The sequence below is a fragment of the Coprococcus sp. OM06-34AC genome (assembly GCF_003462545.1).
Classification (GTDB): Bacteria; Bacillota; Clostridia; order Lachnospirales; family Lachnospiraceae; genus Coprococcus; species Coprococcus aceti.
The window spans coordinates 13,469-37,602 of sequence record NZ_QTZF01000003.1 but is presented as its reverse complement, the minus strand read 5'-3'; the positions used below and the strand labels follow the sequence as shown (position 1 = coordinate 37,602).

The following is a 24,134-nucleotide window of genomic DNA, read 5'->3' as shown; positions in this document are numbered from 1 at the left end:
TTAGGTGGCGCAACAGGCGGCACCTTAGTACCGTTGCAGGCTGAGTTAAGCGGGAGCGACCCCTGATTGGTATGCTATTATGATTCTGCCATATTAATAACTATCCCAGGCAAATGTCTACAAAAAGTCCTCAAATTCTATCTCAGACGGCAGTCTCAGATCTCCTCTCGGGCTGACCGATACGGTTCCGACCTTCACGCCATCCGGCATACAGTTCCTCTTGAACTGCTGGCGGAAGAATCTCGTGTAGAATACCTTCTGCCATTTGTCGATCTCGCTGTCTGAGAAATTGTACTCGTCACTCTGTCTTACAGCCTCCTTGCACAACTCATTTACCTCCTCAGGGGACATTCCATATCGAAGTGTATAATATAAGAAGAAATCGTGCAGGATGTATGATCCCACGGTGTCCTCCGTCTTCTGCGCGATGGTTCCGTCCGGGTTCGGTGGAAGCAGCTCCGGGCTGACCGGTGTGTCTATGATATCGTCTATGATCGGCGCGATGCCCACAAATCCATCAACCTCCATGAAGTGTCCGACTTCGTTCACAAGTGAGCGCACCAGCGTCTTTGGTATACTTGTATTCACCGCATACATGCTCATATGGTCGCCATTGTAGGTGCACCAGCCAAGTGCCAGCTCCGAGAGATCTCCGGTTCCAACCACGAATCCGCCCTCCTTGTTGGCGACATCCATGAGTATCTGTGTTCTCTCCCTCGCCTGACAGTTCTCATAAGTGACGTCATGCACGCTCTCGTCCTGTCCAATATCGGCAAAATGCTGTCTCACCGATGCAGCTATGCTTATCTCTCTGCTGTCACAGCCGAGCAGTCTCATGAGTTCCGTGGAGTTGTTCTTCGTCCTATTTGTCGTTCCAAATCCCGGCATGGTGATTCCCACGACAGTTGTGGATGGAAGTCCCGCATTCTTCACCGCCTGTGCCGAAACCAGCAGAGCCAGTGTGGAATCAAGTCCGCCTGACACTCCCACGACCACACATTTGCAATGGGTGGCCTCTATCCTTCTCTGAAGTCCGGCAACCTGCATCTTGAATATCGCCATGCACCTCTCAAGCTTATTTCCCGATGGGACAAATGGTGTCATCTTCACCTTCATGAGCACATTTCCTTTGTCCATGAGCGGGGTATCGCACACCACCGTCTCATACTTTCTGAATGCGAAATCACGCTTGCAGTCGGCAAATGACTTGTTTGCTATCCTGTCGTGTCTGATCTTGGTGAGACTTATATCCCTTATCAGCACTCCTTCCTCAAATGGCTTTACCTCGCCGAGGAGCTTGCCGTTCTCGTACATCAGATTGTGTCCTGAAAATACCAGATCCGATGTGGACTCGTACATTCCCGCCGACACATACACATATCCGCACAGGCAGTCCGACGACACACTTCCTATCAGCTTGTGCCTGTATGCAGCCTTTCCGATGACCTCATTTGACGCGGAAAGATTGAGTATGACCTCTGCTCCCGCCATGGCGAGAAGTCTTCCCGGTGACACAGGCGTCCAGGCATCCTCACATATCTCTATACCAAGCTTTACTCTCTGGTCTACGCTGCCCATATCTATCATCACATTATTGCCAAACAGCACTTCACTGCCAACAGCCCTGCTGCCATCATATTCAAGCTCATCTCCATCATCTTCCGGATCCATGAGATTTACCATCACCGCATCATACTTTCTGGCTGAGAACCATCTCTTCTCGTAGAACTCGCCATAGTTTGGAAGGTAAGTCTTCGGCACGATGGCCATGACTCTTCCGCCCTGCAGGAACGCCGCACAGTTGAACAGCTCCCCGTCCACCTCAAATGGCAGACCGACCACCAGTGCCGACTGACCGGTACAAGTCGCCATGGCAAGCTGAAGAAGACCTCTTCTCGCGCCATCTATGAGCTTTCTGTTCTCAAACAGATCCGCACAGGTATATCCCGTGATAGACAACTCTGGCGTCACTATGACATCCGCAGCATCCTTATACTCTTCATATATATCCATTATCTCTCTGACATTTCCGCTGACACTTCCGATATGAACCTTCGGCGTAACGGCCGCCACACGCAGCATATTCTTCATGTATGAATTCCTCCTTACATTTGGCTTTCATCTTGTTTAGTCTTTCTTAAATATAATCAACTTACTTATGATGTAATTAAGTAATATAACGATAATCTGTGCAACAATCTTAACTATCATACTATTAAAACCAAGTATAGATATAAATACTAATAGAATTACTTCTTCTACTACCAATGTAATTATTCGTCCACCAAAAAAGGCTGCCATCTGCTTCAGAAAGTCTTGCACACCACTTGTAGGAGAATCAAAAACCCATATACGATTTGTCAAAAAAGCAAATAATACAGTAATTATCCACGATAAAATATTCGCTATCAACTCATTGATACCCAAATACACATTAAATAGTGCATAAGTACAAATGCTTACTATAAAACTTAATCCTCCAAATACTAAATATAAAATCACTTCTTTATACTTACTATATAGTGGTTCAAATACTCTTAGCCCCGGAAGTTCAAATATTTTATCAAAAATATCCTTTTTTTTCATTGCTAATTAACCTTCTTTGAATTCTTGTCATTCGTTTCAGATATTATATAATGTGGTCTCTTTTTTGTTTCCAAGTACATCTTAGCTATATACTGCCCCATTATTCCTAAACAGAAAAGCTGTATTCCACCTATAAATATGATTACACATATTATAGATGCCCATCCGGCAACAGGATCTCCGAATACCAATCTTCTGACTATCACCAAAATAAGGCTTAAAAAGCCCACAAAAGTCATTGCCATTCCAAACCAAGAGGCCACTGAAAGAGGAGCTTGTGAAAAATTAATAATGCCATCTATTGCATATTTCAGCAGTTTCCAAAAACTCCAGCTAGTCTCACCGGCAACTCTTTCAATATTCTCATACGGCAGCCAATATGTATTGAAACCGATCCACCCAAATATGCCTTTTGAAAATCTATTATACTCGCCCATTTCCACTATGGCATCGACCATTTCGCGCTTCATAAGACGGAAGTCTCTTGCTCCGTCTACAATATCGGCATCTGATATTTTATTAATGATCTGATAAAACTTACGGGCAAACCAGCTTCTGATTTTTGGCTCGCCTTTACGATCAGCCCGCCTTGTAGCTACTGAGTCGTATTCTCCGGATTCCAGAATTTTTAACATCTGTGGTAACAATGATGGTGGATCCTGCATATCAGCATCCATAACAGCTACATAATCCCCCTTTGCATTACAAAAGCCCGCATACATTGCAGCCTCTTTGCCAAAATTTCTTGAGAAAGAATGGTACTTAACATGTTCATCTTTTGCAGAAAGCTCCCTCATTATTTCCAATGTTTTATCTTTTGAACCATCATTTACGAGCAATAGCTCATATTCTACCCCCATATTTCTTACTACCTTTGTTACTTCATCATAAAAAATCGGTAGTGATTCTTGCTCATTATAACAAGGAACTATTAAACTAATCATCACACATTCTCCTTATCTAATATTCTTTCTTCTCTTCGCAACGAGTAATTTTATACCAATAAATAATACAACTATAAAACCTATAGCTGAAATTATTTCTGAAATTCTCCAACTTATCGGCTCTCTAAATCCTATAGTTAATGTTCCATTATATCTTGGTGGTACCTTGAATGTCACACAATTATTTACAGAACCAACCAAATCTAATTTCTTATTATTTTTATCAAATACCGTATAATACTTATAATTAAAAATAGGCACTTGAACAATCGCATCATCTATTGTGCTATCGTTTTTTATTGTTAAATATGCATCTCCTTTGTTTTTATGATAATCTGAAATCAAATCTCCATGAAAACTGAATACTTCCAACCTGATACCCTAATCCATCTATTCCCAGAATTTGCTGGATACTACCCCATGGGAAAAATTTACATATGAATAATGTGTTTACAATACCAAACGCACTGAAGATTTTTATACAAAAAATTGCTTTTTCATTACCTTCTTTGGAAGAGTATTTATATAGGCAATATAATGTAAGCCCCAAAGATAAAATTAAAGCTGCACCTAAAGTGATGCACTTCCAACCTTCATTTCCAGGAGCAAACAGCTGAAATATGTCTATTATTTCTTGTGAGCTATTATCTAAAAGTCTTAAATCCCCAGCCTGTACTATGGTTTCTTGGCTTACGAAGTAATCAATAAATGGAAGCAAATACCAAATTGTAAGTACTAAGCACATTATGGCAGCTTTTATGAATGCCATAATTCTTTCTTTTTTTAATGTTATTTTTAATAAAACTATACATAAAATAATAAGATTTACGACTACTATCTCGCAGGTCAATACATGACTCAATATAATCCCAGACATTCCCAACGCCAAATATATCCACTCATTAATGCGCGGCTTTTTACTATTATAAATAAGATATACCCCAACAACTATAAGTGGTAAAAACGTCATATAATATAGAAAAGCCACAGGATATAGAAAAAAATCACAATAGTATATCGGAGTTGGATAACTGTATCCGTTATCCAGTGAGGTCCCCATTCTAATAATAAAATTTCCATTTTGCGCAGAGAAATTTTTTAGATCTAAATCCAAAACTGTCCTTGGTTTTATAAGTGTCTCACAAATTTAGTTTATAAAATTGCCGTATATAACTTTTATTTTTTACTTTATCATTTAATGCCATTTTAATCAATATACTTCATTTCCTGCGTACCGTTTTACCAGGATTCAGAACCTCTTGTACTTCTAGTGCAGCGCAGTTTCAAAATACCGTTTAAAGAGCACAGCCTGGGAAGCGTAAAAACACAAAAATAAGACTCCCGGGCACATCATTACGCCGGAAGTCTTATTCTTAATAATATAACAGTCTGATGCTATATAGTGTAGGATTTACTTTCCAAGTGGCTTGCCAGTAAGCTTCTCATAGCCCTCAAGGTAGATGTCAATAGTCTTCTGAGCGACATCCTCTGGAAGCTTCCAGCCCTTGTCAGGATTAGCCTTCAGCCAGTCACGTGCGAACTGCTTGTCAAATGATGGCTGGCCATGACCTGGCTCATATACATCTGCTGGCCAGAATCTTGAGCTGTCAGGTGTAAGCATCTCATCGCCGAGAACGATATTGCCATTCTCATCGAGACCAAACTCAAACTTTGTATCTGCAATGATGATTCCTCTTGTAAGTGCGTACTCTGCACACTTCTTGTAAAGTGTGATGGTGTACTCCTTGAGCTTTGAAGCGTACTCCTCGCCCTTGCCAGGGAAGTACTTCTCAAGGTGAGCAATGCTCTGCTCATATGATATATTCTCATCGTGATCGCCAATCTCGGCCTTTGTTGATGGTGTGTAGATAGGCTCAGGAAGCTTATCAGACTCCTTTAATCCCTCTGGGAGCTTGATTCCACATACTGTGCCATTCTCCTTGTAGCTTGCCCAACCGCTTCCTGTGATGTATCCACGAACGATACACTCGATCGGAAGCATCTCAAGCTTTCTGCACATCATGCTGTTGCCATCGAACTTCTCCTGCTGGAAGAACTCAGGCATATCCTTTACATCAACTGAGATCATGTGGTTAGGAAGAATATCCTGTGTCATGTCAAACCAGAACTTTGACATCTGTGTCAGAACTGTTCCCTTCTTGGAAATTACATTGTCGAGGATGACATCGAAGCAGCTTATACGGTCTGTAGCTACCATGATCAGGCTGTCTCCATTGTCATAAATCTCACGTACCTTACCTTCTTTGATTGGCTTTAATTCCTGCATTTTTTTATCTCCTTGATATTTGTATTAATACCTGTTAGAAATTGTATTCATATAAGTGTGTATCACTTTTTATGGTTGCTTGTCAAGGCTTTGGAAGCCCTCAAAAATTTTTTCTCAAAATTTGTCAAGGTTTATGCGCCTCACGGGATTTTTATTGTGTAAAAGCACATTTTTCATCTTTACAATATCATTTGTGATGACTATAATAACAGAGCACAATATCTAGTGGGTGCTTCACATTATTTCCACCAAATATATTGTGTTCACAATAATTATTGCATATTTTTTCTTTATAAATAATTCCATGCGGCACAGGCAGCCGCATCTACTATATTACGTCGAACCAGACCTGATTGGCCTGATTTAAGTTAACTTGAATGATTGGAATATTACGAATAAATTTACCATTGAATTGGAAGAGGGAGGCTATTGCTGTGTCAGAGGAAGCTAAAACACACGTACACGTAATCAAAAGGAATGGAGAAGAGGTGACATTTGACCTGTCAAAGATCGAGAATGCCATCAAAGCTGCCAACAATGAGGTTGACAAACTCCACCAGCTCAACGAATATCAGGTTCACGCCATCGCGGACAACCTGGAGAAACAGATAGAATCAATGTCCCACGCAGTTCACGTGGAGGACATTCAGGATATGGTCGAGACCGGTATCATGGAGATGAGAGGATATGAGGTTGCACAGAAATATGTGCGTTACCGTTACAAGAGAGAGCTCGCACGTAAGTCCAACACCACGGACAACGGAATCCTTGCGCTCATAGACCATATGAACGAGGAAGTCAATCAGGAAAACTCCAACAAGAATCCGGTGATCAACTCGACACAGCGTGACTACATGGCCGGTGAGGTATCAAAAGATCTGACCAAGAGAATGCTTCTGCCTGAGGATATAGTTGAGGCACATGAGGCCGGAATCATACATTTCCATGATTCTGACTACTACGCTCAGAAGGAGCACAACTGTGACCTCATCAACCTTGAGGATATGCTACAGAACGGAACAGTGATCAGTGAGACCATGATCGAGAAGCCGCACAGCTTCTTCACGGCATGCAACGTCACCACGCAGATCGTGGCACAGGTTGCCAGCAACCAGTACGGCGGGCAGACGTTTACCCTGTCTCATCTGGCACCATTTGTGGATGTTAGCAGGAAGAAGCTCCGTGCACAGGTCATCGAGGAGCGCAAGGACTGTGGCGAATCCCTTGATGATGCCATTATCGACAAGATAACAGAGAAGAGACTTCTGAACGAGGTCAAAAGTGGAATACAGACTATACAGTACCAGCTCATCACCCTGATGACATGTAACGGACAGGCACCATTTGTCACCATGTTCATGTACCTGGATGAGGTTCCTGAGGGACAGACAAGGGATGACCTGGCACTCATCATAGAGGAGGTCCTGAATCAGAGGATCAAAGGAGTTAAGAACGAGAAGGGAATCTGGATCACTCCGGCATTTCCTAAGCTCATATATGTTCTGGACGAGGACAACATCACCACAGATTCCAAATACTGGTATCTGACTGAGCTTGCCGCCAAATGCACCGCAAAACGTATGGTTCCTGACTACATCTCCGCCAAAGTCATGAGAGAGATGAAGGACGGCGACGTATATCCATGCATGGGCTGCAGATCATTTCCTACAAAGGAGGACGGCATCAGGAATCCTGATGGATCCCGCAAATATTACGGACGTTTTAACCAGGGTGTCGTGACCATCAATCTTGTTGATGTGGCATGTTCATCATACGGCGACATGGACAAATTCTGGAAGATCCTGGACGAGCGTCTTGAGCTTTGTCACAAGGCACTCAGATGCAGACATGAAAGACTGCTCGGAACCATATCAGATGTCGCTCCTATACTGTGGCAGCACGGTGCGCTGGCAAGACTTAAGAAAGGCGAGAAGATTGACAAGCTGCTCTTCGGCGGCTACTCAACTATTTCCCTTGGCTATGCCGGTCTCTGCGAAATGTGTGTCCGTATGATCGGCAAAACACATACATCCGAGGAAGGCAAGAAATTTGCGCTCGCTGTAATGCAGAAGCTCAACGACAAATGTGCTGAGTGGAAGGCCGCTGAGAATATCAGCTATTCCGTATACGGAACACCTATGGAGTCCACTACTTATAAATTTGCCAAGAATCTGCAGAAGCGTTTCGGCATCATCCCGGGCGTAACAGACAAGAATTACATAACCAACAGCTATCACGTACATGTAACCGAGCACATAGACGCCTTCAGCAAGCTGAAGTTTGAGTCAGAATTCCAGAAGCTGTCACCGGGCGGCGCCATCAGCTATGTTGAGGTTCCAAACCTCCAGAATAACATAGACGCAGTCCTTGAAGTCATGAAGTTCATATACGACAACATTCTCTATGCAGAGCTCAACACCAAGAGCGACTACTGTGAGAAATGTGGCTATGACGGCGAGATTAAGATCGTGACAGACGATTATGGCAAGTTGGTGTGGGAGTGCCCTAACTGCGGCAACCGCGACCAGAACACTCTCTTCGTTGCAAGACGTACCTGCGGTTATATCGGAACCCAGTTCTGGAATCAGGGACGTACACAGGAGATCAAGGACAGAGTCCTTCACCTGTAGAATTAGTCAGCTTAAAACTGATACTTTCAAATAAAAATACAGACAGCACAATTGTGAATGAAGTGACCTCAAAAAACAATTGACTGTCTGTATTTTTATTACTTTCTTATAACTACAATATCTAGCATACCCTCATGTAAGCGGCATCATCTGCAAAATCCGGCTGATCCGAAACAAACTTTATAACATCTGCGGATTTTACGTATGGATTTGTCCGTTTAATACGTCTCCCACAACTTCATCTTCTTGGCATTATCCACTATGTCAATGCAGCTTCCGTCAATTGCATTTATACATACAATCTGGGATATCTCCCCTACCGTGTCCTGTCCCCGGAGCTCCTCGCTCTGTGTAAATATCCATGCAGGAATGTAGCAGAGCTTTCCATCGTCATCTGCTGTCGCCATGTATCTGAGTGCCACGTTGTTGAACTGAACCTTGCCATATCTGGTCTGGTATTTCTCATAATATGTTGCAATGCCCTCATTTGCCTTTGCGATCATGTCGTTCCAGCTCATGAGTTCCACATCCTCCGCCTGCAGGGATGAAGGATCTGTGTAAAGCTGGGCAAACATATCTACAACTCCATCATCATCAATATTTAATGTTACACTGTCACCAGGCTCAAACATATAGCCATTCTGTGTCTGGAGATTGTCAACGTTATATAATTCGCCCTCTCTCTCCTTTGCTCCGTATATAGACCTGCTGAGCGTTACCGAGTATCCACTCACCTTGGTCTGCTTTACCTCGCCATTGTCATCCGACCATATTCTGGCAAGCGGCTCTGTCTTTGTACTCTCCATACCGTCTATCCCCATCTTTGAGAGGAAATTCATCGCTTGGGATATGGCATCGTTCTCCGTGAGTTTGCTCTCATTTGTGACATTGGTCAGATCTATGTCTGTGGCATTGCTGATGCCCGTCACATAGGTGTATGTTGCGCCGCTCACACCATCCAAAAGCTTGTTTTCCTCACTCTCGGATTTGTAAAATGATATATACACACCTGCGTCTGTATTGTCATCCTCACCGCCATACTGTGATATACTCACCGTATATTCCTTGTCTCCATATTTGCCTGTATACGATGAATACGGATCATCATAATTCTCCAGCAAAGGAAGTGAATCCGGTGCATCTGCCATCTGCTTCTTGTATGTCTCTATCTGGGTATCATACCAGGCATCCGACGAATCATCCCCCTGCCCCTGAGCCTCCTTCTTAAACTTCTCTGTACTCTCTATCATACTCTTCAGCTCATCCTTGGTCTGCACTCCATCCTTGCGGATATATATGCCCTGGGACTTGTCCAGGAGTCCCTCGACAATGCTCTGTATCTGTGCAGCATCAAGCTTCATAGTGCTGTAATATACCCTCTTCATGGAATCCGTATCAGGAATATCTATCGAACCGGAACAGCTTATCTCTGACAAGCCCGAATTGCCCACATCAAATGTCTCATCACACTTCTCCGGGATTCCCAGACTCTTTGCAAGGCTGCCACCCGCATCGTTACTGCCATCATCACTGTATCCACTTGCCGAACCCGACTCTCCATCCAATGTATAATCAACCTTTTTATTTCCACATCCTGTCATCTGCATCGCCATCACTCCTGCCAGCACACATGCCGCTATTCTTGTCGCTCTCTTTCCCATGATTATCTTCCTCCTTGTCATTTCGCAAATATTCATATATTAGACATTTCACCTGACCATATCAGCACATTTATTTTGATATGGTTTTTGTTCCTGCCCCAGTCTCCGGGTCTGTTCCGTACCATGTCTCAAGACATTTTGCAGTCTCAATTATATCTACACAGCTTCCATCCACTGCGTTTATGTACACAAGCTGCACTATATTATCGTATGCGCCATGACTCTCCTCAATGGAATCACCATATATGTATTCTGTCCTGTCCCCATCACCGCTCGACCTGTTCTCACAGCCACACATGCCACATACGGCAAGTACAGACATGACCAGCGCAGTTTTCCGCCACGAATTTCCTGACATTTTCTGCCTCCCTTCACATTAAACTTCAGAAATGTCTCTGCTCATAATGTATTGTAAAATGGGTGTACATTAAGAAACAATTGCCGGGAACTTTAAGATATTCTTAAGACGAAAAAATCCCTTCCGTATGATGTACCTAATCATACGGAAGGGATCTATAATCCACATTATATTTAGAATTTGAAAAACATCAGCAGGAGTATGATTCCCACAAGCGTGAGTGCCGCTCCCACCAGAAAGGCTATCTTAAACCACTTCTCATCACCTGTCACCCTGTCAAATGTATCATCCTCAACCTCAACAAAGCTGAGTGCCGTCATGGTCATAAGCCCAAGTCCGGTAAAAATCGCAGATGAAGCAGGTATCCTTATGGCCGGTATAACCCACAATATAAAATATACTACATCACATCCAAGCAATATAAACAGCTTTTTTCCATACTTCTCAAGCATAACCCTCGATCTCCTTAATATAACACTTAACCTGTATCATAACACCTTATATGTGTTTACTCAAGCTTTCCGACTTTTTGTTCTTAAGCCTCCTTATTATGTCATCACATCCACAGACTGCGCTTATTCCCACCGCAATCCCCAGCACGAACAGCATTGTGGAATTGCCATATGCGCTTGCGGCCTTCCAGTCTGAATCAAATGCCGCGCTCAGTGTGTAATAGAGCGGAGCCCCCGGCAGAAGCGGAATGAGTCCGACTATAAGATACTGATTTGCCGGTGCTTTCATGATCCTTGCCGCTATCTCAGCATATATGGCAGCCCACAGGCTTGCCGCAAGAGACGGGATAAATACGTCATCTATGATATTTCTGACCAGAATGTATACTATCCATGTGCACATTCCATTGACCGCCGCCGGTATCACATTCCGCCTGCCAAGATTGAACATAAGCGCAAATCCCAGTGATCCCAGAAGCGCAGTGATTATCTGTACCGCCATTTGCCATTCCTCCTGTTGTTATCTGCAGATAAATACCGCCAATGCAAATCCGCAGGCTATGCCTGCCGCCCACAGAACTGATTCAACCAGTCTCAGGCTTCCAGTTATCGTATCACCGACAAACATGTCCTTCACTGCATTTGTCAGCGCAAGTCCCGGGATCAGCAGCATAATGTCTCCTATCATGACCTTGTCCTCATGTATTGGAAACACACGCCCCGCCAGTCCGATCAGCACTCCTGTGACAAATGAACACAGAAAATTAAACAGTATGTTGTTGGTACATATCGGGGCGAAATACATCTGCATCAGCCATATCCCCACAGCAAATGCCGCCGCCATAGCTCCATCAAGTATGGTTCCGCCGAAGAATACCGCAAGCGCTCCCGCCGCCAGCACGCTTCCCACGCACACCCGGAATCTCGGCGCTGATGCCTGCTCTATCTCTTCAATTCGTTCTTTCAGGCCCTCAGTGGCTAGTGGCTGTCTGCAATACTCTCTGCTCAGGGCATTTATCCGCTCCAGCTTCCAGAAGTCCGTCTTTGTCCCATCCCTGGTTCCTCTGGTCATGGAGCACACCGATCCATCCGGCATGTTCATGGTACATACCAGAGTGGATGTAATAGCAAATACGTCCATACGCTCTGCTCCATAAGCAGCTCCCATTCGTCTGAGTGTATCCTCCACTCTCTTCACCTCCGAGCCATTCCGGATCATCATGGCTCCCACATCCATGAACAGACCGAGCATTTTCACATCCTCCGGACTTCCCTGAGGCATATCCCGCAGCTTCTCCATTCCGCTGTGCCTGTCAATATCCGCCATACCCATATGCCACCATCCTTTTTGTACAGATATACCTCATGCCATTATCTATCTCATTGGAACCTGCTGGAAGTACTGGTGTCTTCTCTCATCCACCATTTTCTCCAGTTCCTTCTGATTGTGGTTATATATCTTATTTATCTCATCGTTATATCCTATTATTATGTATGGAACCATGCTTTCTATGTATGCAAGGGTGTCATCACAGTCCTTCTCCTTCCTCATCGGAAGCGCCATTCCGCTGCCATCATTCAGCCTGACCTCGATCTGGTAAGACTTACCCGCCTTAATTCCGTACACTTTGTTCTGGGTTATGAGCTTATATACCCACATAAGCTCCCTGGTCTCGGCAAAATTCACCGTATCACCCTTGATATACATGAAGAACTCATTATTTAATCTGAGACCATTCACTGCAGCACCTGATCTGTAAAACTGCTCTATCCTCTCCATCTCATACTCAGGATTCGGCTTCTTCTTACAGTAATCCAGCACGTCTCTTATGTTGCTCTGCCTTATTGCCAAGGATACAAACCATGCCGCAAATGCGAGGAACATCGCAGATCCAAGCCCTATCCATATTGATCCTTCATCTACCCCCATTGCTGCAGCAACACCGGAGATTCCGATTGCTGCAAATATCACTGCTCCAATAATACATTTTATCCTGTACTTTGTTCCAAGCTTCTTTATCATCTGTTTTAACCCCATTTTCTTAATTGTACTCAGTCATATTCCACCTTCATCAGGCAAAGTCCATGTGGAGGCGCCGTAGGCCCCGCCAGCTGCCTGTCCATCCCGGCTATGATCTCAGGAATATGCTCCGCACTCATATTCCCATATCCAACCTCTACCAGTGTTCCGGTCAGTATCCTCACCATGTTCTGCAAAAAGCCATTTCCATGGAATCTCATGCGGACGTAGTCTCCCTCCTTGACTATATCCACATCGTATATGGTTCTGACCGTGGATTTCTTCATCTTATTGTTGCCACAAAAAGATCTGAAATCATGCTTTCCGACAAGATACGATGCAGCCTTTTTCATCACATCCACATCAAGTATACTGCCCTGTGGCACACACCACACATAATTTCTATCAAATACAGGTTTCTCAGCACCTACATACAGCGTGTATTCGTAGACTTTACCGGTTGCATTCAGCCTTGCATGAAACCTGTCCCCGGCCACAGCAACATCAAGCGCGCAGATATCCGCAGGCAGATATCTGTTCAGATAATCTTTTATCTCTTCCGGAGTCTTATCTGTTTCTAGCCTTCCGTTCGCCACCATGGCTCTGGCATGTACTCCCGCATCAGTCCTGCCTGCACCATGGATATCGACCTTTGCATCGACCATCCTGGTTAGGACCGCCTCTATTCGCCCCTCCACTGTATCCGCATTTGTCTTGCTCTCCCAGCCGTGATAACGTGTACCATCATAGCTGAAAGTAAATCTGTAATTTACCATATGTCCTCTCCAGGGACGCTTCTTTTGTCACAAGGAGTGTCCCTCTGTCATATAAATCCAATCCAGGGGACACTCCTTGTGACAAAAGAAGCGTCCCCACTACAGCACCTGCTCGCCTGTGTCTGTCTCAAATTCCTTTACCTGTTCAAGCCAATATTGCTTATCTTTTTCTGTTATCGGTCTTATGACTTTACATGGATTTCCAGCAGCTATCACACCATCCGGAATATCCTTCGTGACAACCGACCCTGAGCCTATGACAACATTTGAACCTATGGTCACACCCGGATTGATGACCGTATTGCCGCCGATCCATACATTATCGCCTATTGTGACCGGCTTGCCAAGCTCCACACCGGCATTTCTGATCATCGCATCTATCGGATGACTTGCGCAGTATATATTGACCCTTGGTCCCAGAAATGCATGATCTCCAATGATGACGTCACACTGATCCAGAACTATCAGCCCTGTATTTGCATAGAAATAGTCTCCCACATGTATATTTGTTCCATAGTCGCAGTAAAATGGCGGCTCTATGTAACACTCCTTTCCCATGTGTGCGAATAATTTTCCGAGATACTCGCCGGTTCTTGTCATTGTCTCAGACCTCGGAGCACCGTTGAACTTATCAACCAGATCCTTCGCCTTCCCCTCCGGATCCCAGTCCACACATTTATATAACTTACCAGCTTTCATTCTGCTAAGCATTTTCTCTACTCTGTCCATAGAATTTCCTCCTCGTATTATAATATTTACTCATCATGTTTATATCTGCCTAAAAGATACCATTCTTTATGGCTGCAATCAACCGCAAATATAATTACTCGTAAATCGAATCCAATATAAGCAATAAACTTCTATCGGTAACAGAAAAACTGCTCTCCAGATATTATAATAAGCCGCGTGCCTGTATTCTGAATCGATAGCGTAATCGACTGAACTTCAGCGCTTATTGCCGGAGCGGCGCGCACAAACGCCCTTATCGTGCGCAGAGCGCAGTGCAAATATAAGCAAGCTGAAGTGGCGGAAGATTAGTGTGATTCAGAATACAGGCACACGGCTTATTATGTCTGGAGAGCAGTTTTTCGTCCGTCCTCAATACACATAAAGGTACATCCCAAACCAATGCAGCGCGGCCCCCAGCATCACAAAGATATGCCAGATAAAGTGCGCCCCCTTGGTGTCCTTCACAAATGGAATCATGCCAAGCGTATAGACAACACCTCCGCCCACGATCCATCCCAGAAGCGGCTTGTCATTTCTGAACCAGCCCGGAATGAACATGATAGCACTCCATCCGATAACGAAGTACAGCGTATAGTGTATCGGTCTGAACCTGCCCGGTCCGAACACACATATGATGGTGATCCCCGCTATGATAAGTGCCCACTGCACACAGAACAACACTATTCCAAGCACATTTCCCCAGTACACAAGGTACAGTGGAGCAAATGTTCCGCCTATCAGCAGATATATCGAGGAATAGTCAAATCTTCTCCAGAGCCGCTTGACTGCCAGCCCGGATTTGTATGAGTGATACAGACAGCTCATGAGAAACATCAATATCAGTGATATTCCATAAAAACACGATGCCATCACTTTGAGTCCTGTGTCTGACTTCAGGAGAAGAAGGACAAAGCCGGCTATGGCAAGCCCTGCTCCTATTCCGTGGGTAACAGCATTTCCCACCTCCTCGAGAACGGTGAGCTTTGGCGGCTCATTCAGTTCCCTGTAGTGCTGCTTTTTTGCTCTTTTTGAATCTTTCTTCTCTTCTTTGCTTTTCTCTTTGTCCAGCTCAGCTTTCTGCTGACTGCTCATGTCTGTTTCTAAGTTATTTACTTCTGCCATATTTAATCCTAAAACTTCTTTCTATCTATAACTCTATCTATAATTTATACTGCTATCTATAATCTACACTGTCTTACAACCGCAGTCTCCAGCTTCCATGCAGAGCACAGCCCTGGATTCATCATCGCAGACAACTAGAGCGCCTCAAGCACCTGCACCCCACGTCTCTTCAGCCATATTCTAAACAAAACTGCAACGGCTGCCGTCAATGCAGTGCTTATTGCTAGATACATTGTCGCTCCGGTAAAACTTCCGAATAACAAATATCCCACCACAAGTACAATAATATATACAAAATTCGATAAAATAGCAACAAGTACACCCATGCTCTGCTTCACGACCGATGCTTCCGACGTCCAGTCAAGCTTTGGCATCTTGAGATTGACTGCAAGCCCTATGTATGCAGTCAGGCACACATAAAGACATGGTATCAGTAACATCATCACGCCATCTACAAGTGATGGTGTCACAAAAACAAGCATCACTATATCAAGGATCAGCGCCGGAATCAGGGTAAGTATCACATGCATCCTCAGTTTTGCCCTAAGTATCTGCCACGATGTGACTGGAAGCGAACGCACGATCCAAAGATTCTTTCCCTCCAGAGATATCGATGGTGCAGTCAGATCATTCATCGACGCGGCGGCACATACGGCTATACACGCCCCAATTATAAGTACACCATCCGGTAGTCCGGGAGTTTTCGTAATCATATCTACTACATACTGTCCTTTAACAAGACAAACCACTGCCATAGCGATCATTATCAATGTCCCCAGGGAACAGTTGAGCATATATACGGCAGATGCTGCCAGTCTTTTGAACTCTTTCTGAAGAAGTGCTGCATCCTGGCTCTGCGCCTTTGCAGCTTTTATTATATTCTTCCTTTTTGTATGTCCGGCTTTTGTCGTCACGATTCCGATGAATGTTCTCTCAAGTACCAGCCACACTGCAAGAGAGATGATCAATGTGCCTGTTGCCACAAACGCCAGCTGCAATCCATCTCCTGTAGCCGCACGACCAATTGAATAGAGCGGATATGCAGCACCTTTTATCTTTGCACTGTATTCTCCGCTGTTTGCCAGGATCTTTGAGAGCAGCTTATTTGCATTCATGTATACAGCATAATATGCGGCTATAAATGCCAGTGACAATACAACTGTCACAAAGCTCTTATTTCTGGTCTTATTGCCTATCTTCCCCACTACCCAGCCAAGTATACATGAGAGCACCAGTATGACAAATGTCAGAAGAACCAGTACTATAATAGATGACACGACCGGCCACACACCGGGATGGGCTACTATTCCATATACTATGATACCGGGAACCATGGCGGTCACGGCGAACATCGCACCCATGATGTACACTCCTGACAGTCTTGCAAATAATATAGCCCTGACCGGGATGGGCAGTGACAGCATCAGGTCATTGTCTTTTGCCTGATACAAGCTCGCATATGTATTGAACACACTTCCTAATATACCGATGGTCAACGCCATCATAGACATCATCGCCATGTACATCCAATCAAGCCCCGCAGAACAAAGCGGCTCACACACCGAATATGCCTCCATTCCGAACATGGCTCCCATACAGCCCTGCAGCACTGCCACATAACTGATGATACCCAGAACTACAGCACCTTTGGATCTGGACTTTCCAGTCTTCCGGTCAACGAAAAATCCACTGAACAGCATCTTAAGCTGTTTCTTCATCAATATCCTTATCATGACTCACCCTCCAGATCAAGGAACACGGATTCAAGTGACTCGTCTCCCTTCACCTGCTCCATTATGCCCGCCTTCACCAGTCGTCCGCCTTTTATGATCGCCACTTTATCGCACAGCTTTTCTGCGACTTCCAATACATGTGTGGAGAAGAATATCGCCCCTCCGTCATCGCACATTTTTCTCATCATCTGCTTGAGTATATGGGAAGCCTTTGGATCGAGTCCGACAAACGGTTCATCCATGATGACAAGTTTCGGCTCATGTATCCATGCTGATATGATTGCCAGTTTCTGCTTCATACCATGGGAATACTCGGATATCAGCTGTCCTAGGTTGTCTTTTATCTCAAATGCGTCAGCATATTTGTCTATGAGCTCGTCCCTGACTTCCTCCGGCACGTCAAATATATCTGCTATAAAATTCAAATATCCGATTCCGGTCATAAAATCATACATATCTGGATTGTCAGGAATATATGCCATCTGTTTCTTGCATTCCAGCGGTTTTTCCTTTATGGACACACCATCTATAAGGATATCTCCCTCCTCAAAATTCAGGATCCCTGTACACGCTTTTATAGTGGTTGTCTTACCTGCCCCGTTGTGTCCGATGAAACCATATATCTCCCCCGGCATTATATGTAGGCTTAGATTGTCCACCGCCAACTTATCTCCATATCTCTTTGTGAGATTTTTTATTTGCAGCATATTATTTTCTCCTTTTTCAAAACAGGGGACGGAGGTACCTGACCTCTCCGTCCCCATAGATTATCGCGCTCTATGCTTATTTCGCTTCATCCTGCCCCTGAACTCATCAAGTGCCGCGCGACCAGGTCCCGTCATAGGTTTGATCCACCTTCCTTTTAACAAGTACGGTGTCAGTATGACAAATCTCAGAAGTTCATCCGTGTAAACAAATGAGAACACTGCGAGGAATGGCAGCTTGAGCACCATTCCTGCTACCCATGTAGCCGGGACCGAAAACAACATCAGTCCACTGATCTCCATAACTGTTCCAACGATGGCCTCACCGCCTGCACGGAAGCACTCGTTCTGTATATAGCAGCATGTTCTGACTGCTCCGAAGAACAGATATATTATAAGCATATACTTTGTGTACATCATCGCCTCAGCCCCGAGTCCAAACAATCCAAACAGCGGATTGTGCAGCAGCATCGTGATGAGCACAATTGTGAATGTGATGGCAGGACATACCAGTGCAGCTCTCTTGGCATAGGAAAGTCCCCTGTCCAGATTACCCGCGCCAACTTCATTTCCCACGGCAACGCTGGACGCATTTGCCAGACCACCAAAGAATGCATATACAAACCCTTCACATACACGGAATGCAGCCATGGCGGCTATGGCGGAATCACTCTGATGTCCCATGACAACGTTGATTATCATCTGGCCCACGCCATAGAGGATCTCGTTGCATACGATCGGGAATGCCTTGGACGCATAGGACTTCACAAATCCCATATCAATATCAAATGCCTTTCGCGCACTGAACTTTATCTCATGCCTGCTCTTTGCAAGATACAGAATGAGCAGCGCTATGTTCACGATACCAGACACCAGTGTACCTATAGCCGCACCAGCAACTCCCATCTTGGGAGCACCAAATTTACCATAGATCAACACAAAATTTATACAAAAGTTGAGTAAAAGTGAGATGACCGAGCATACCAGTGGCACCTTCACCCTCTCCGTTGACTTAAGGAGTGCTGTAATTATTGCGGCAAATACCTGAAGCGGATAGGACCATCCAACTATTCTCATATATGGCTTCGCAAGTGCTATGATCTCTACTTTATCTGTATATATTCCAAGTATCCACCCCGGTGCAACCACAGTCACCACCGCAAATGCTATTCCAAATATTCCCGCACATATGATCGCCAGACCAAATGCCTTGTTCATTCCCTCTGGATCCTTGGCACCCCAGTATTGAGACATGAACAGAAGGGAGCAGCTGACAAATCCCCAATATGTTGAAAACAAAAGTGATCCTATCTGTGCACACACGCCAACCGCCGCAACGGCGATCTCGCCCTCACTTCCTATCATGATGGTATCAACCATACTAGCGGTGGTCGCCAGCAGATTCTGCATCGCAATAGGCACAGCAAGCACAGCCAGCATTCTGGCAAATTCTTTCCATGTCACCTTTTTATTATTTTTTACAAAGCCCGTAGCAGCACTTCCCATTTTTGTTACCTTTTCCTGTTATTATCTCTTTCATCATTTAATTTGATGCGTCCGATTATTGTACTCCCGAATAATTGTATTTGCAATGGCTTTATACCTGTAGTATGAAGTATTTTCTTATTAATTTTAACAGGCGCACCACTTTTATTCCATCTGTGATGCGCCAAGCCTTGTTATTTTCAAGTATTATATTTTTGTGTGCCATTGTTACATACTGTTGTTGGTTGACAAATCTTCAAGCTCACGCTCTACTCTCTCAAGCTCGCCGTCACTCCAGTTCTCCCCCAGTGCAAATACTGCCCTGCACACACTGAAGTTCACCTCGCCATCTGCGTTGATCTCCCCGGAGATCACTCTGTGGGATATCTTCTGAAGTGTGGAAAGTATGTCTATCCGCACGTCCGATATGACAGAAGGCTCTGCCACATTGCCATCTCTATTGCCTTCCTCGTGCTCTGTCCGTTCTTCTCTGTACACGCTCTCCCAGTCATAATCTGCAGTCCTGCCACATGGTGCACCGCATACACTGCAGTCAGGGACAATTGTATGCTTATCAGCATGCACCCTTGCGATCATCGCCTTCATGTCTGCATCAGAGATGCCAAGAGCAATATCAGACATGTGCAAACCTTCTATTATTATGTTATTTGTATCATCAGTCACATGCATCATCCCATCAGTGGCTCTCACCAGCCCTATCAGAGCACCGACCAGACGACTGCCTGTCTCAGTTGTAATTCTTATTTTATCTTCCATTGTCTTTACCTTTCATGGTGCTGTGAAGAGAATGTCAGTCAAGAATTCTTCCATCTATTGATATTGTTGCAACCTGCCATGGGATAAACTTGCCGCTGTCCTGAAGTGCCTTCTTCGCAGCCATCTCCAGTCCTCCACAACAAGGAACCTCCATACGGACTATTGTAACACTTTGTATGTCATTTCGCCTGATAATCTCTGTAAGTTTCTCTGAATAATCGACACTGTCAAGTTTCGGACAGCCAATCAGAGTCACATGTCCCTTTATGAATTTCTCGTGGAACGATGCATAGGCATAGGCTGTACAGTCCGCCGCTATAAGCAACTTTGCACCATCAAAGTATGACGCATTTACCGGGGCAAGTTTGATCTGCACCGGCCACTGTGTGAGCTGGCTCGGGCGCTCATAATTATATATGTCACCCGCCTGCTGATTGACTGTTTTATCAGTTGTACTCTGTACGCATTCTACTGCTGCCTGTTCATATGAGCTTGCCTGTACTGCTTCACCTGAAGCTGCTGCCGGTCTCCTGAATATGCTTCTCGCCATAGAACCAGGGCAACCGGAGTGTGCCGGACTTTTTCCATGCATCACTCCTGAGCCAACCATATTTTTGGATTTTTCTGCATCGAATCTTGCCTGTTTGTTTGCCATGACTGCCGCCTCATCATACGCAGCCGCCTCTCTCTCCACAAATGTTATGGCTCCTGTAGGACACGACGGCAGGCAGTCGCCAAGTCCATCACAATAATCGTCTCTGAGCAGCTTTGCTTTGCCGTTTACCATGCCTATAGCACCCTCATGGCACGCATTTGCACAGGCTCCACATCCATTACACTTGTCCTCGTCTATCTGTATAACTCTTCTTATCATATATATTTCCTCCAATCTTTTTCCTGCTTTTAACGTCATTATATTCAGTCAGAGCATTTGTGTATGTTGAATTTTCAACATAAAAATGTTATACTTTTCAGGGATATTCCTTGTGACAAAAGAAGCGTCCCCACTAAGAGGTAATATGAACAAATACATGGACACATTATTGAAATCCAGTCTTTTTTCCAGTATCACCGCTGATGACGTTGACTCCATACTGGACTGTCTGGGTGCAATCATCAAAAAATACCAAAAAAATGAGTGTATTCTCATGGCTGGCAACACAACAGAATATATAGGATTGCTGCTTACAGGCAAAGCGATAGTCATCCAGGAGGATTACTGGGGTGGTCAAAGCGTCATGTCTGCCATCATGCCCGGACACACGTTTGCGGAATCATATGCCTGTACCCCTGGCTCCGTACTCGACGTCAGCGTATATGCTGAAGCTGCAAGTTCTGTATTGTTTCTGAATGTTCAAAAAATGCTCACCACCTGCCCGGTAACATGTGGCAGACATAATCAGATGATAAGAAATCTCCTGTGCGATCTCGCCGGCAAGAACCTGAGGCTCGGCGAAAAATCAAAGCACATGAGCCAGAAAACAACCAGGGATAAGTTGCTCTCCTACCTGTCATCGGAGATGCACAGACATGGCAGCAACGAATTTGATATACCATTTTCCAGACAGCAGCTCGCTGACTTTTTGTCCGTGGACCGCAGTGGACTGTCTACTGAACTTGGCAGGATGAAGACTGATGGGCTGATTGACTTCCACAAATCTCATTTTGTTCTTAAGTCTCCTGCCCAGGGGTGGACTGATGTGTGATGTTGATGTATCATGTAATTAACTGTTCAGGGAAATTCATTACAGATGGGGGATTTTCCCTGATTCAGGATTTATCAATATAATATGATCAGGAGGGATTTCAATGAAACCAATGAAAACTATCAAAGACGGATGGAACAAATTCACTGTTGTCGTAAAGGATAAAGACTACTCAACAAGAGAGGCCGTGCTTTTCGCTATCTGCACATTCCTCACAGGGCTTGTGCTCGGAATGCTCTGCTCTCCTAGAAAGAGCCAGACATTTGGCTCATACAACGGCAACTGCAGCGATGGCGGCTGTAACTGCGACTGCGATTATGATGAGGACGATTTTGAGTAGGCTGCGAACTGATAACTAATATCCCAAAGCAAAAGACAGGTGTCGATTATCTGACACCTGTCTTCTGTGTTTCACAGGATACATTTCACTTATATCTTCCAGCTAACTGCCAGTTCTCTCGAATCCACAAATCTCCTGTAGATTCCGTCCTGCTTCATGAGTTCTTCGTGGGTTCCCTTCTGGGCTATTCTTCCCTGATCCACCACTACTATCTGATCCGCATGTCTTACGGTCTTGAGTCTATGGGCGATCATGATGATCGTCTTCTCCTTTGTCAGGGCATCCACTGCAAGAGTAAGCTCCTTCTCGTTCTCAGGATCGACATTTGCAGTCGCCTCGTCAAGGATGATGATAGGTGAATCCTTCATGATGGCGCGGGCTATGGATATTCTCTGCTTCTCACCGCCTGAGAGGGTTGCACCGCCCTCACCGATCACAGTGTTGTAACCGTCAGGAAGCTTGCTGATGAAGTCATGGCAGCACGCCTTCTTTGCAGCCTCCACAACCTCTTCATGGGTTGCCTCCGGCCTTCCGAACTTGATGTTGTTCTCTATGGTATCAGCAAAGAGATATACATTCTGGAATACAAATGAGAAGTTGTTCATGAGACTGTTCATGCTGTAATCCTTAACATTTGTTCCGCCCAGGGTTATCTCTCCCGAATCCACATCCCAGAATCTGGCGATCAGATTGCACAGGGTTGTCTTTCCACCGCCAGATGGTCCGACTATCGCCGTCGTTGTCTTCTCCGGTATGGTGAGTGAGATTCCGTCTATTATCTTTCTCTTGTCGTAAGAGAACTCTATATTCTTAACCTCTATATCGTGATTTTCAGGATTGAGTTCCTTTCCATCTATATCCATTGTGTCAAGTCCGAGCACTACATTTGCCTTGTCTACGCACACACTGACCACATGTATCAGTGATGAAAATGTTCCCATGGTCTCAAGGCCCCCGTAGAGCATGAATGCCGCGATCGACATACCCACAGCATACAGAACGCTCATGCTGCCATTTATATAAAAGTAAGCCGAAAGTCCTATTATCGCTACCCCTGTAAGCTTTGTCACAATGCTTTGGAGAAAATGATATGGGACATAGACAAGCTCCATCTTTACATTTGCCCTGACGCAGGCTTCATTTGCCGCATTGAGTCTCTTCGTCTGCTTGCCGATGAGGTTGTAGGACTTGACCTCTGATATGCCCTGTATGTACTCCATGATCTGATTTATGAGTTCAGTGTCACAGTCAACCTTGGCTGAAGATGCCTGCTTTCCGGCATTCTGCATCACAGTATTTATCACAAGGAATATGGCAACTCCTGCAAATGATACCAGCGCGATCCTCCAGTCGCAGAGCAGGATCATGAGTATGATCATGGATGTCTCGAGGAGTCCCTGGGTCGTGAGCATGACAACTCTCGTAGCCACATCTCCCAGATTCTCCATGGTATTTGTCGTAACTGATGCGATCTCACCTATGCTGTTGGAATTGAAATATCCCATAGGCACATATCTGAGGTGCTCCGCCATCTCTATACGCTTGAATGCCGCTGTGGTGTAGCCACCCTCTGTCTGCAGCACGGTCGACGACATCTTGCACAGTATTCCAACTACGATCGATACCGCCATGATGGCTATTGAACCAAGTATATATTTTCCAAGGTCTTTTCCTTCTATAACGCCCATGAGGACACACATTATAGCCGGGATCTTCAGTGCCGATGCCAGTGCGTCTATCAGGCTTATCGCTATTGAACGCTTGAACTTGCGGCTGTTTTCCTTACCTGAGAACAGGAAGAACTTTTTTAATACTCCAAACATA

Annotated in this window: 24 protein-coding genes; 3 read left to right on the top strand and 21 right to left on the bottom strand. The window is 44.8% G+C overall.

All coding sequences use genetic code 11. The features are described from left to right. Window positions 1-117: 117 nt before the first annotated feature. From DXB91_RS06280 to DXB91_RS06255, 6 genes are all read right to left on the bottom strand, one after another. Window positions 118-2,091, bottom strand: coding sequence for an NAD(+) synthase (locus tag DXB91_RS06280; protein WP_118017135.1), 1,974 nt, complete (start codon window positions 2,089-2,091; stop codon window positions 118-120). A gap of 36 nt (window positions 2,092-2,127) precedes the next feature. Beyond that, window positions 2,128-2,586, bottom strand: coding sequence for a GtrA family protein (locus DXB91_RS06275; RefSeq protein WP_117550993.1), 459 nt, complete (start codon window positions 2,584-2,586; stop codon window positions 2,128-2,130). 2 nt (window positions 2,587-2,588) lie between these two features. Then, complete coding sequence (locus DXB91_RS06270) at window positions 2,589-3,530, bottom strand: glycosyltransferase family 2 protein (protein WP_117550995.1); 942 nt, start codon at window positions 3,528-3,530, stop codon at window positions 2,589-2,591. Between the two features lie 12 nt (window positions 3,531-3,542). Continuing rightward, window positions 3,543-3,875, bottom strand: coding sequence for a hypothetical protein (locus tag DXB91_RS06265; RefSeq protein ID WP_117550997.1), 333 nt, complete (start codon window positions 3,873-3,875; stop codon window positions 3,543-3,545). Next, window positions 3,856-4,644, bottom strand: coding sequence for a hypothetical protein (locus DXB91_RS06260; RefSeq protein WP_119998051.1), 789 nt, complete (start codon window positions 4,642-4,644; stop codon window positions 3,856-3,858). Before DXB91_RS06260 ends, DXB91_RS06265 begins: the two co-directional genes overlap by 20 nt. Before the next feature lie 297 nt (window positions 4,645-4,941). Beyond that, window positions 4,942-5,817 (bottom strand): phosphoribosylaminoimidazolesuccinocarboxamide synthase, encoded by an 876-nt coding sequence (locus DXB91_RS06255; protein WP_004850368.1) that lies wholly within the window; start codon window positions 5,815-5,817, stop codon window positions 4,942-4,944. A 434-nt stretch (window positions 5,818-6,251) separates the two neighbouring features. Between DXB91_RS06255 and nrdD the strand changes: the two genes are divergently transcribed. After that, window positions 6,252-8,447 carry an anaerobic ribonucleoside-triphosphate reductase gene (gene nrdD / locus DXB91_RS06250; protein WP_022216859.1) on the top strand — a complete coding sequence of 732 codons (2,196 nt, stop codon included), beginning with the start codon at window positions 6,252-6,254 and terminating at the stop codon, window positions 8,445-8,447. A 218-nt stretch (window positions 8,448-8,665) separates the two neighbouring features. Here the strand turns inward: nrdD and DXB91_RS06245 are convergent, their stop codons facing one another. From DXB91_RS06245 to DXB91_RS06180, 14 genes are all read right to left on the bottom strand, one after another. Then, window positions 8,666-10,108 carry a DUF6034 family protein gene (locus DXB91_RS06245; RefSeq protein WP_118017133.1) on the bottom strand — a complete coding sequence of 481 codons (1,443 nt, stop codon included), beginning with the start codon at window positions 10,106-10,108 and terminating at the stop codon, window positions 8,666-8,668. A gap of 70 nt (window positions 10,109-10,178) precedes the next feature. Continuing rightward, window positions 10,179-10,466, bottom strand: coding sequence for a hypothetical protein (locus DXB91_RS06240; protein ID WP_055280428.1), 288 nt, complete (start codon window positions 10,464-10,466; stop codon window positions 10,179-10,181). A gap of 173 nt (window positions 10,467-10,639) precedes the next feature. Then, window positions 10,640-10,918 carry a hypothetical protein gene (locus DXB91_RS06235; protein ID WP_015533590.1) on the bottom strand — a complete coding sequence of 93 codons (279 nt, stop codon included), beginning with the start codon at window positions 10,916-10,918 and terminating at the stop codon, window positions 10,640-10,642. A gap of 46 nt (window positions 10,919-10,964) precedes the next feature. After that, window positions 10,965-11,420, bottom strand: coding sequence for a threonine/serine exporter family protein (locus tag DXB91_RS06230; RefSeq protein ID WP_118017131.1), 456 nt, complete (start codon window positions 11,418-11,420; stop codon window positions 10,965-10,967). Window positions 11,421-11,438: 18 nt separating this feature from the next. Then, window positions 11,439-12,251 (bottom strand): threonine/serine exporter family protein, encoded by an 813-nt coding sequence (locus DXB91_RS06225; protein WP_055280426.1) that lies wholly within the window; start codon window positions 12,249-12,251, stop codon window positions 11,439-11,441. A 42-nt stretch (window positions 12,252-12,293) separates the two neighbouring features. Further along, on the bottom strand, window positions 12,294-12,941 hold the full coding sequence (locus tag DXB91_RS06220; RefSeq protein WP_055280425.1) for a DUF6709 family protein: 648 nt from the start codon (window positions 12,939-12,941) through the stop codon (window positions 12,294-12,296). Between the two features lie 29 nt (window positions 12,942-12,970). Continuing rightward, a complete protein-coding gene (gene truA, locus DXB91_RS06215; protein ID WP_118017129.1) occupies window positions 12,971-13,714 on the bottom strand; it encodes a tRNA pseudouridine(38-40) synthase TruA in 744 nt (247 codons plus the stop codon). Between the two features lie 99 nt (window positions 13,715-13,813). Further along, window positions 13,814-14,443: a sugar O-acetyltransferase gene (locus DXB91_RS06210; protein ID WP_118017126.1), complete on the bottom strand. Its 630-nt coding sequence runs from the start codon at window positions 14,441-14,443 to the stop codon at window positions 13,814-13,816. Window positions 14,444-14,812: 369 nt separating this feature from the next. Next, window positions 14,813-15,565: a PAQR family membrane homeostasis protein TrhA gene (gene trhA, locus DXB91_RS06205; protein ID WP_055280422.1), complete on the bottom strand. Its 753-nt coding sequence runs from the start codon at window positions 15,563-15,565 to the stop codon at window positions 14,813-14,815. Between the two features lie 134 nt (window positions 15,566-15,699). Further along, on the bottom strand, window positions 15,700-17,298 hold the full coding sequence (locus DXB91_RS06200) for a putative ABC transporter permease subunit (protein ID WP_022216868.1): 1,599 nt from the start codon (window positions 17,296-17,298) through the stop codon (window positions 15,700-15,702). After that, complete coding sequence (locus DXB91_RS06195) at window positions 17,295-18,005, bottom strand: ABC transporter ATP-binding protein (RefSeq protein WP_015533583.1); 711 nt, start codon at window positions 18,003-18,005, stop codon at window positions 17,295-17,297. The genes DXB91_RS06200 and DXB91_RS06195 overlap by 4 nt, the downstream gene beginning before the upstream one ends. A 60-nt stretch (window positions 18,006-18,065) precedes the next feature. After that, window positions 18,066-19,508 (bottom strand): MATE family efflux transporter, encoded by a 1,443-nt coding sequence (locus DXB91_RS06190; RefSeq protein ID WP_015533582.1) that lies wholly within the window; start codon window positions 19,506-19,508, stop codon window positions 18,066-18,068. Window positions 19,509-19,715: 207 nt separating this feature from the next. Next, entirely contained in the window at window positions 19,716-20,264 is a 549-nt protein-coding gene (locus DXB91_RS06185; protein ID WP_015533581.1) for a hypothetical protein, read from the bottom strand. 34 nt (window positions 20,265-20,298) lie between these two features. Continuing rightward, entirely contained in the window at window positions 20,299-21,138 is an 840-nt protein-coding gene (locus tag DXB91_RS06180) for an ATP-binding protein (RefSeq protein ID WP_117551022.1), read from the bottom strand. A gap of 145 nt (window positions 21,139-21,283) precedes the next feature. On the opposite strand from DXB91_RS06180, the gene DXB91_RS06175 reads away from it, so the two are divergent. Both DXB91_RS06175 and DXB91_RS06170 read left to right on the top strand, forming a co-directional pair. Then, entirely contained in the window at window positions 21,284-21,970 is a 687-nt protein-coding gene (locus tag DXB91_RS06175) for a Crp/Fnr family transcriptional regulator (protein ID WP_117551024.1), read from the top strand. A 103-nt stretch (window positions 21,971-22,073) separates the two neighbouring features. Then, on the top strand, window positions 22,074-22,310 hold the full coding sequence (locus tag DXB91_RS06170; protein WP_015533578.1) for a hypothetical protein: 237 nt from the start codon (window positions 22,074-22,076) through the stop codon (window positions 22,308-22,310). A gap of 89 nt (window positions 22,311-22,399) precedes the next feature. On the opposite strand, the gene DXB91_RS06165 is transcribed toward DXB91_RS06170, so the two are convergent. Continuing rightward, window positions 22,400-24,133 carry an ABC transporter ATP-binding protein gene (locus DXB91_RS06165; RefSeq protein ID WP_117551026.1) on the bottom strand — a complete coding sequence of 578 codons (1,734 nt, stop codon included), beginning with the start codon at window positions 24,131-24,133 and terminating at the stop codon, window positions 22,400-22,402. Window position 24,134 lies beyond the last annotated feature (1 nt).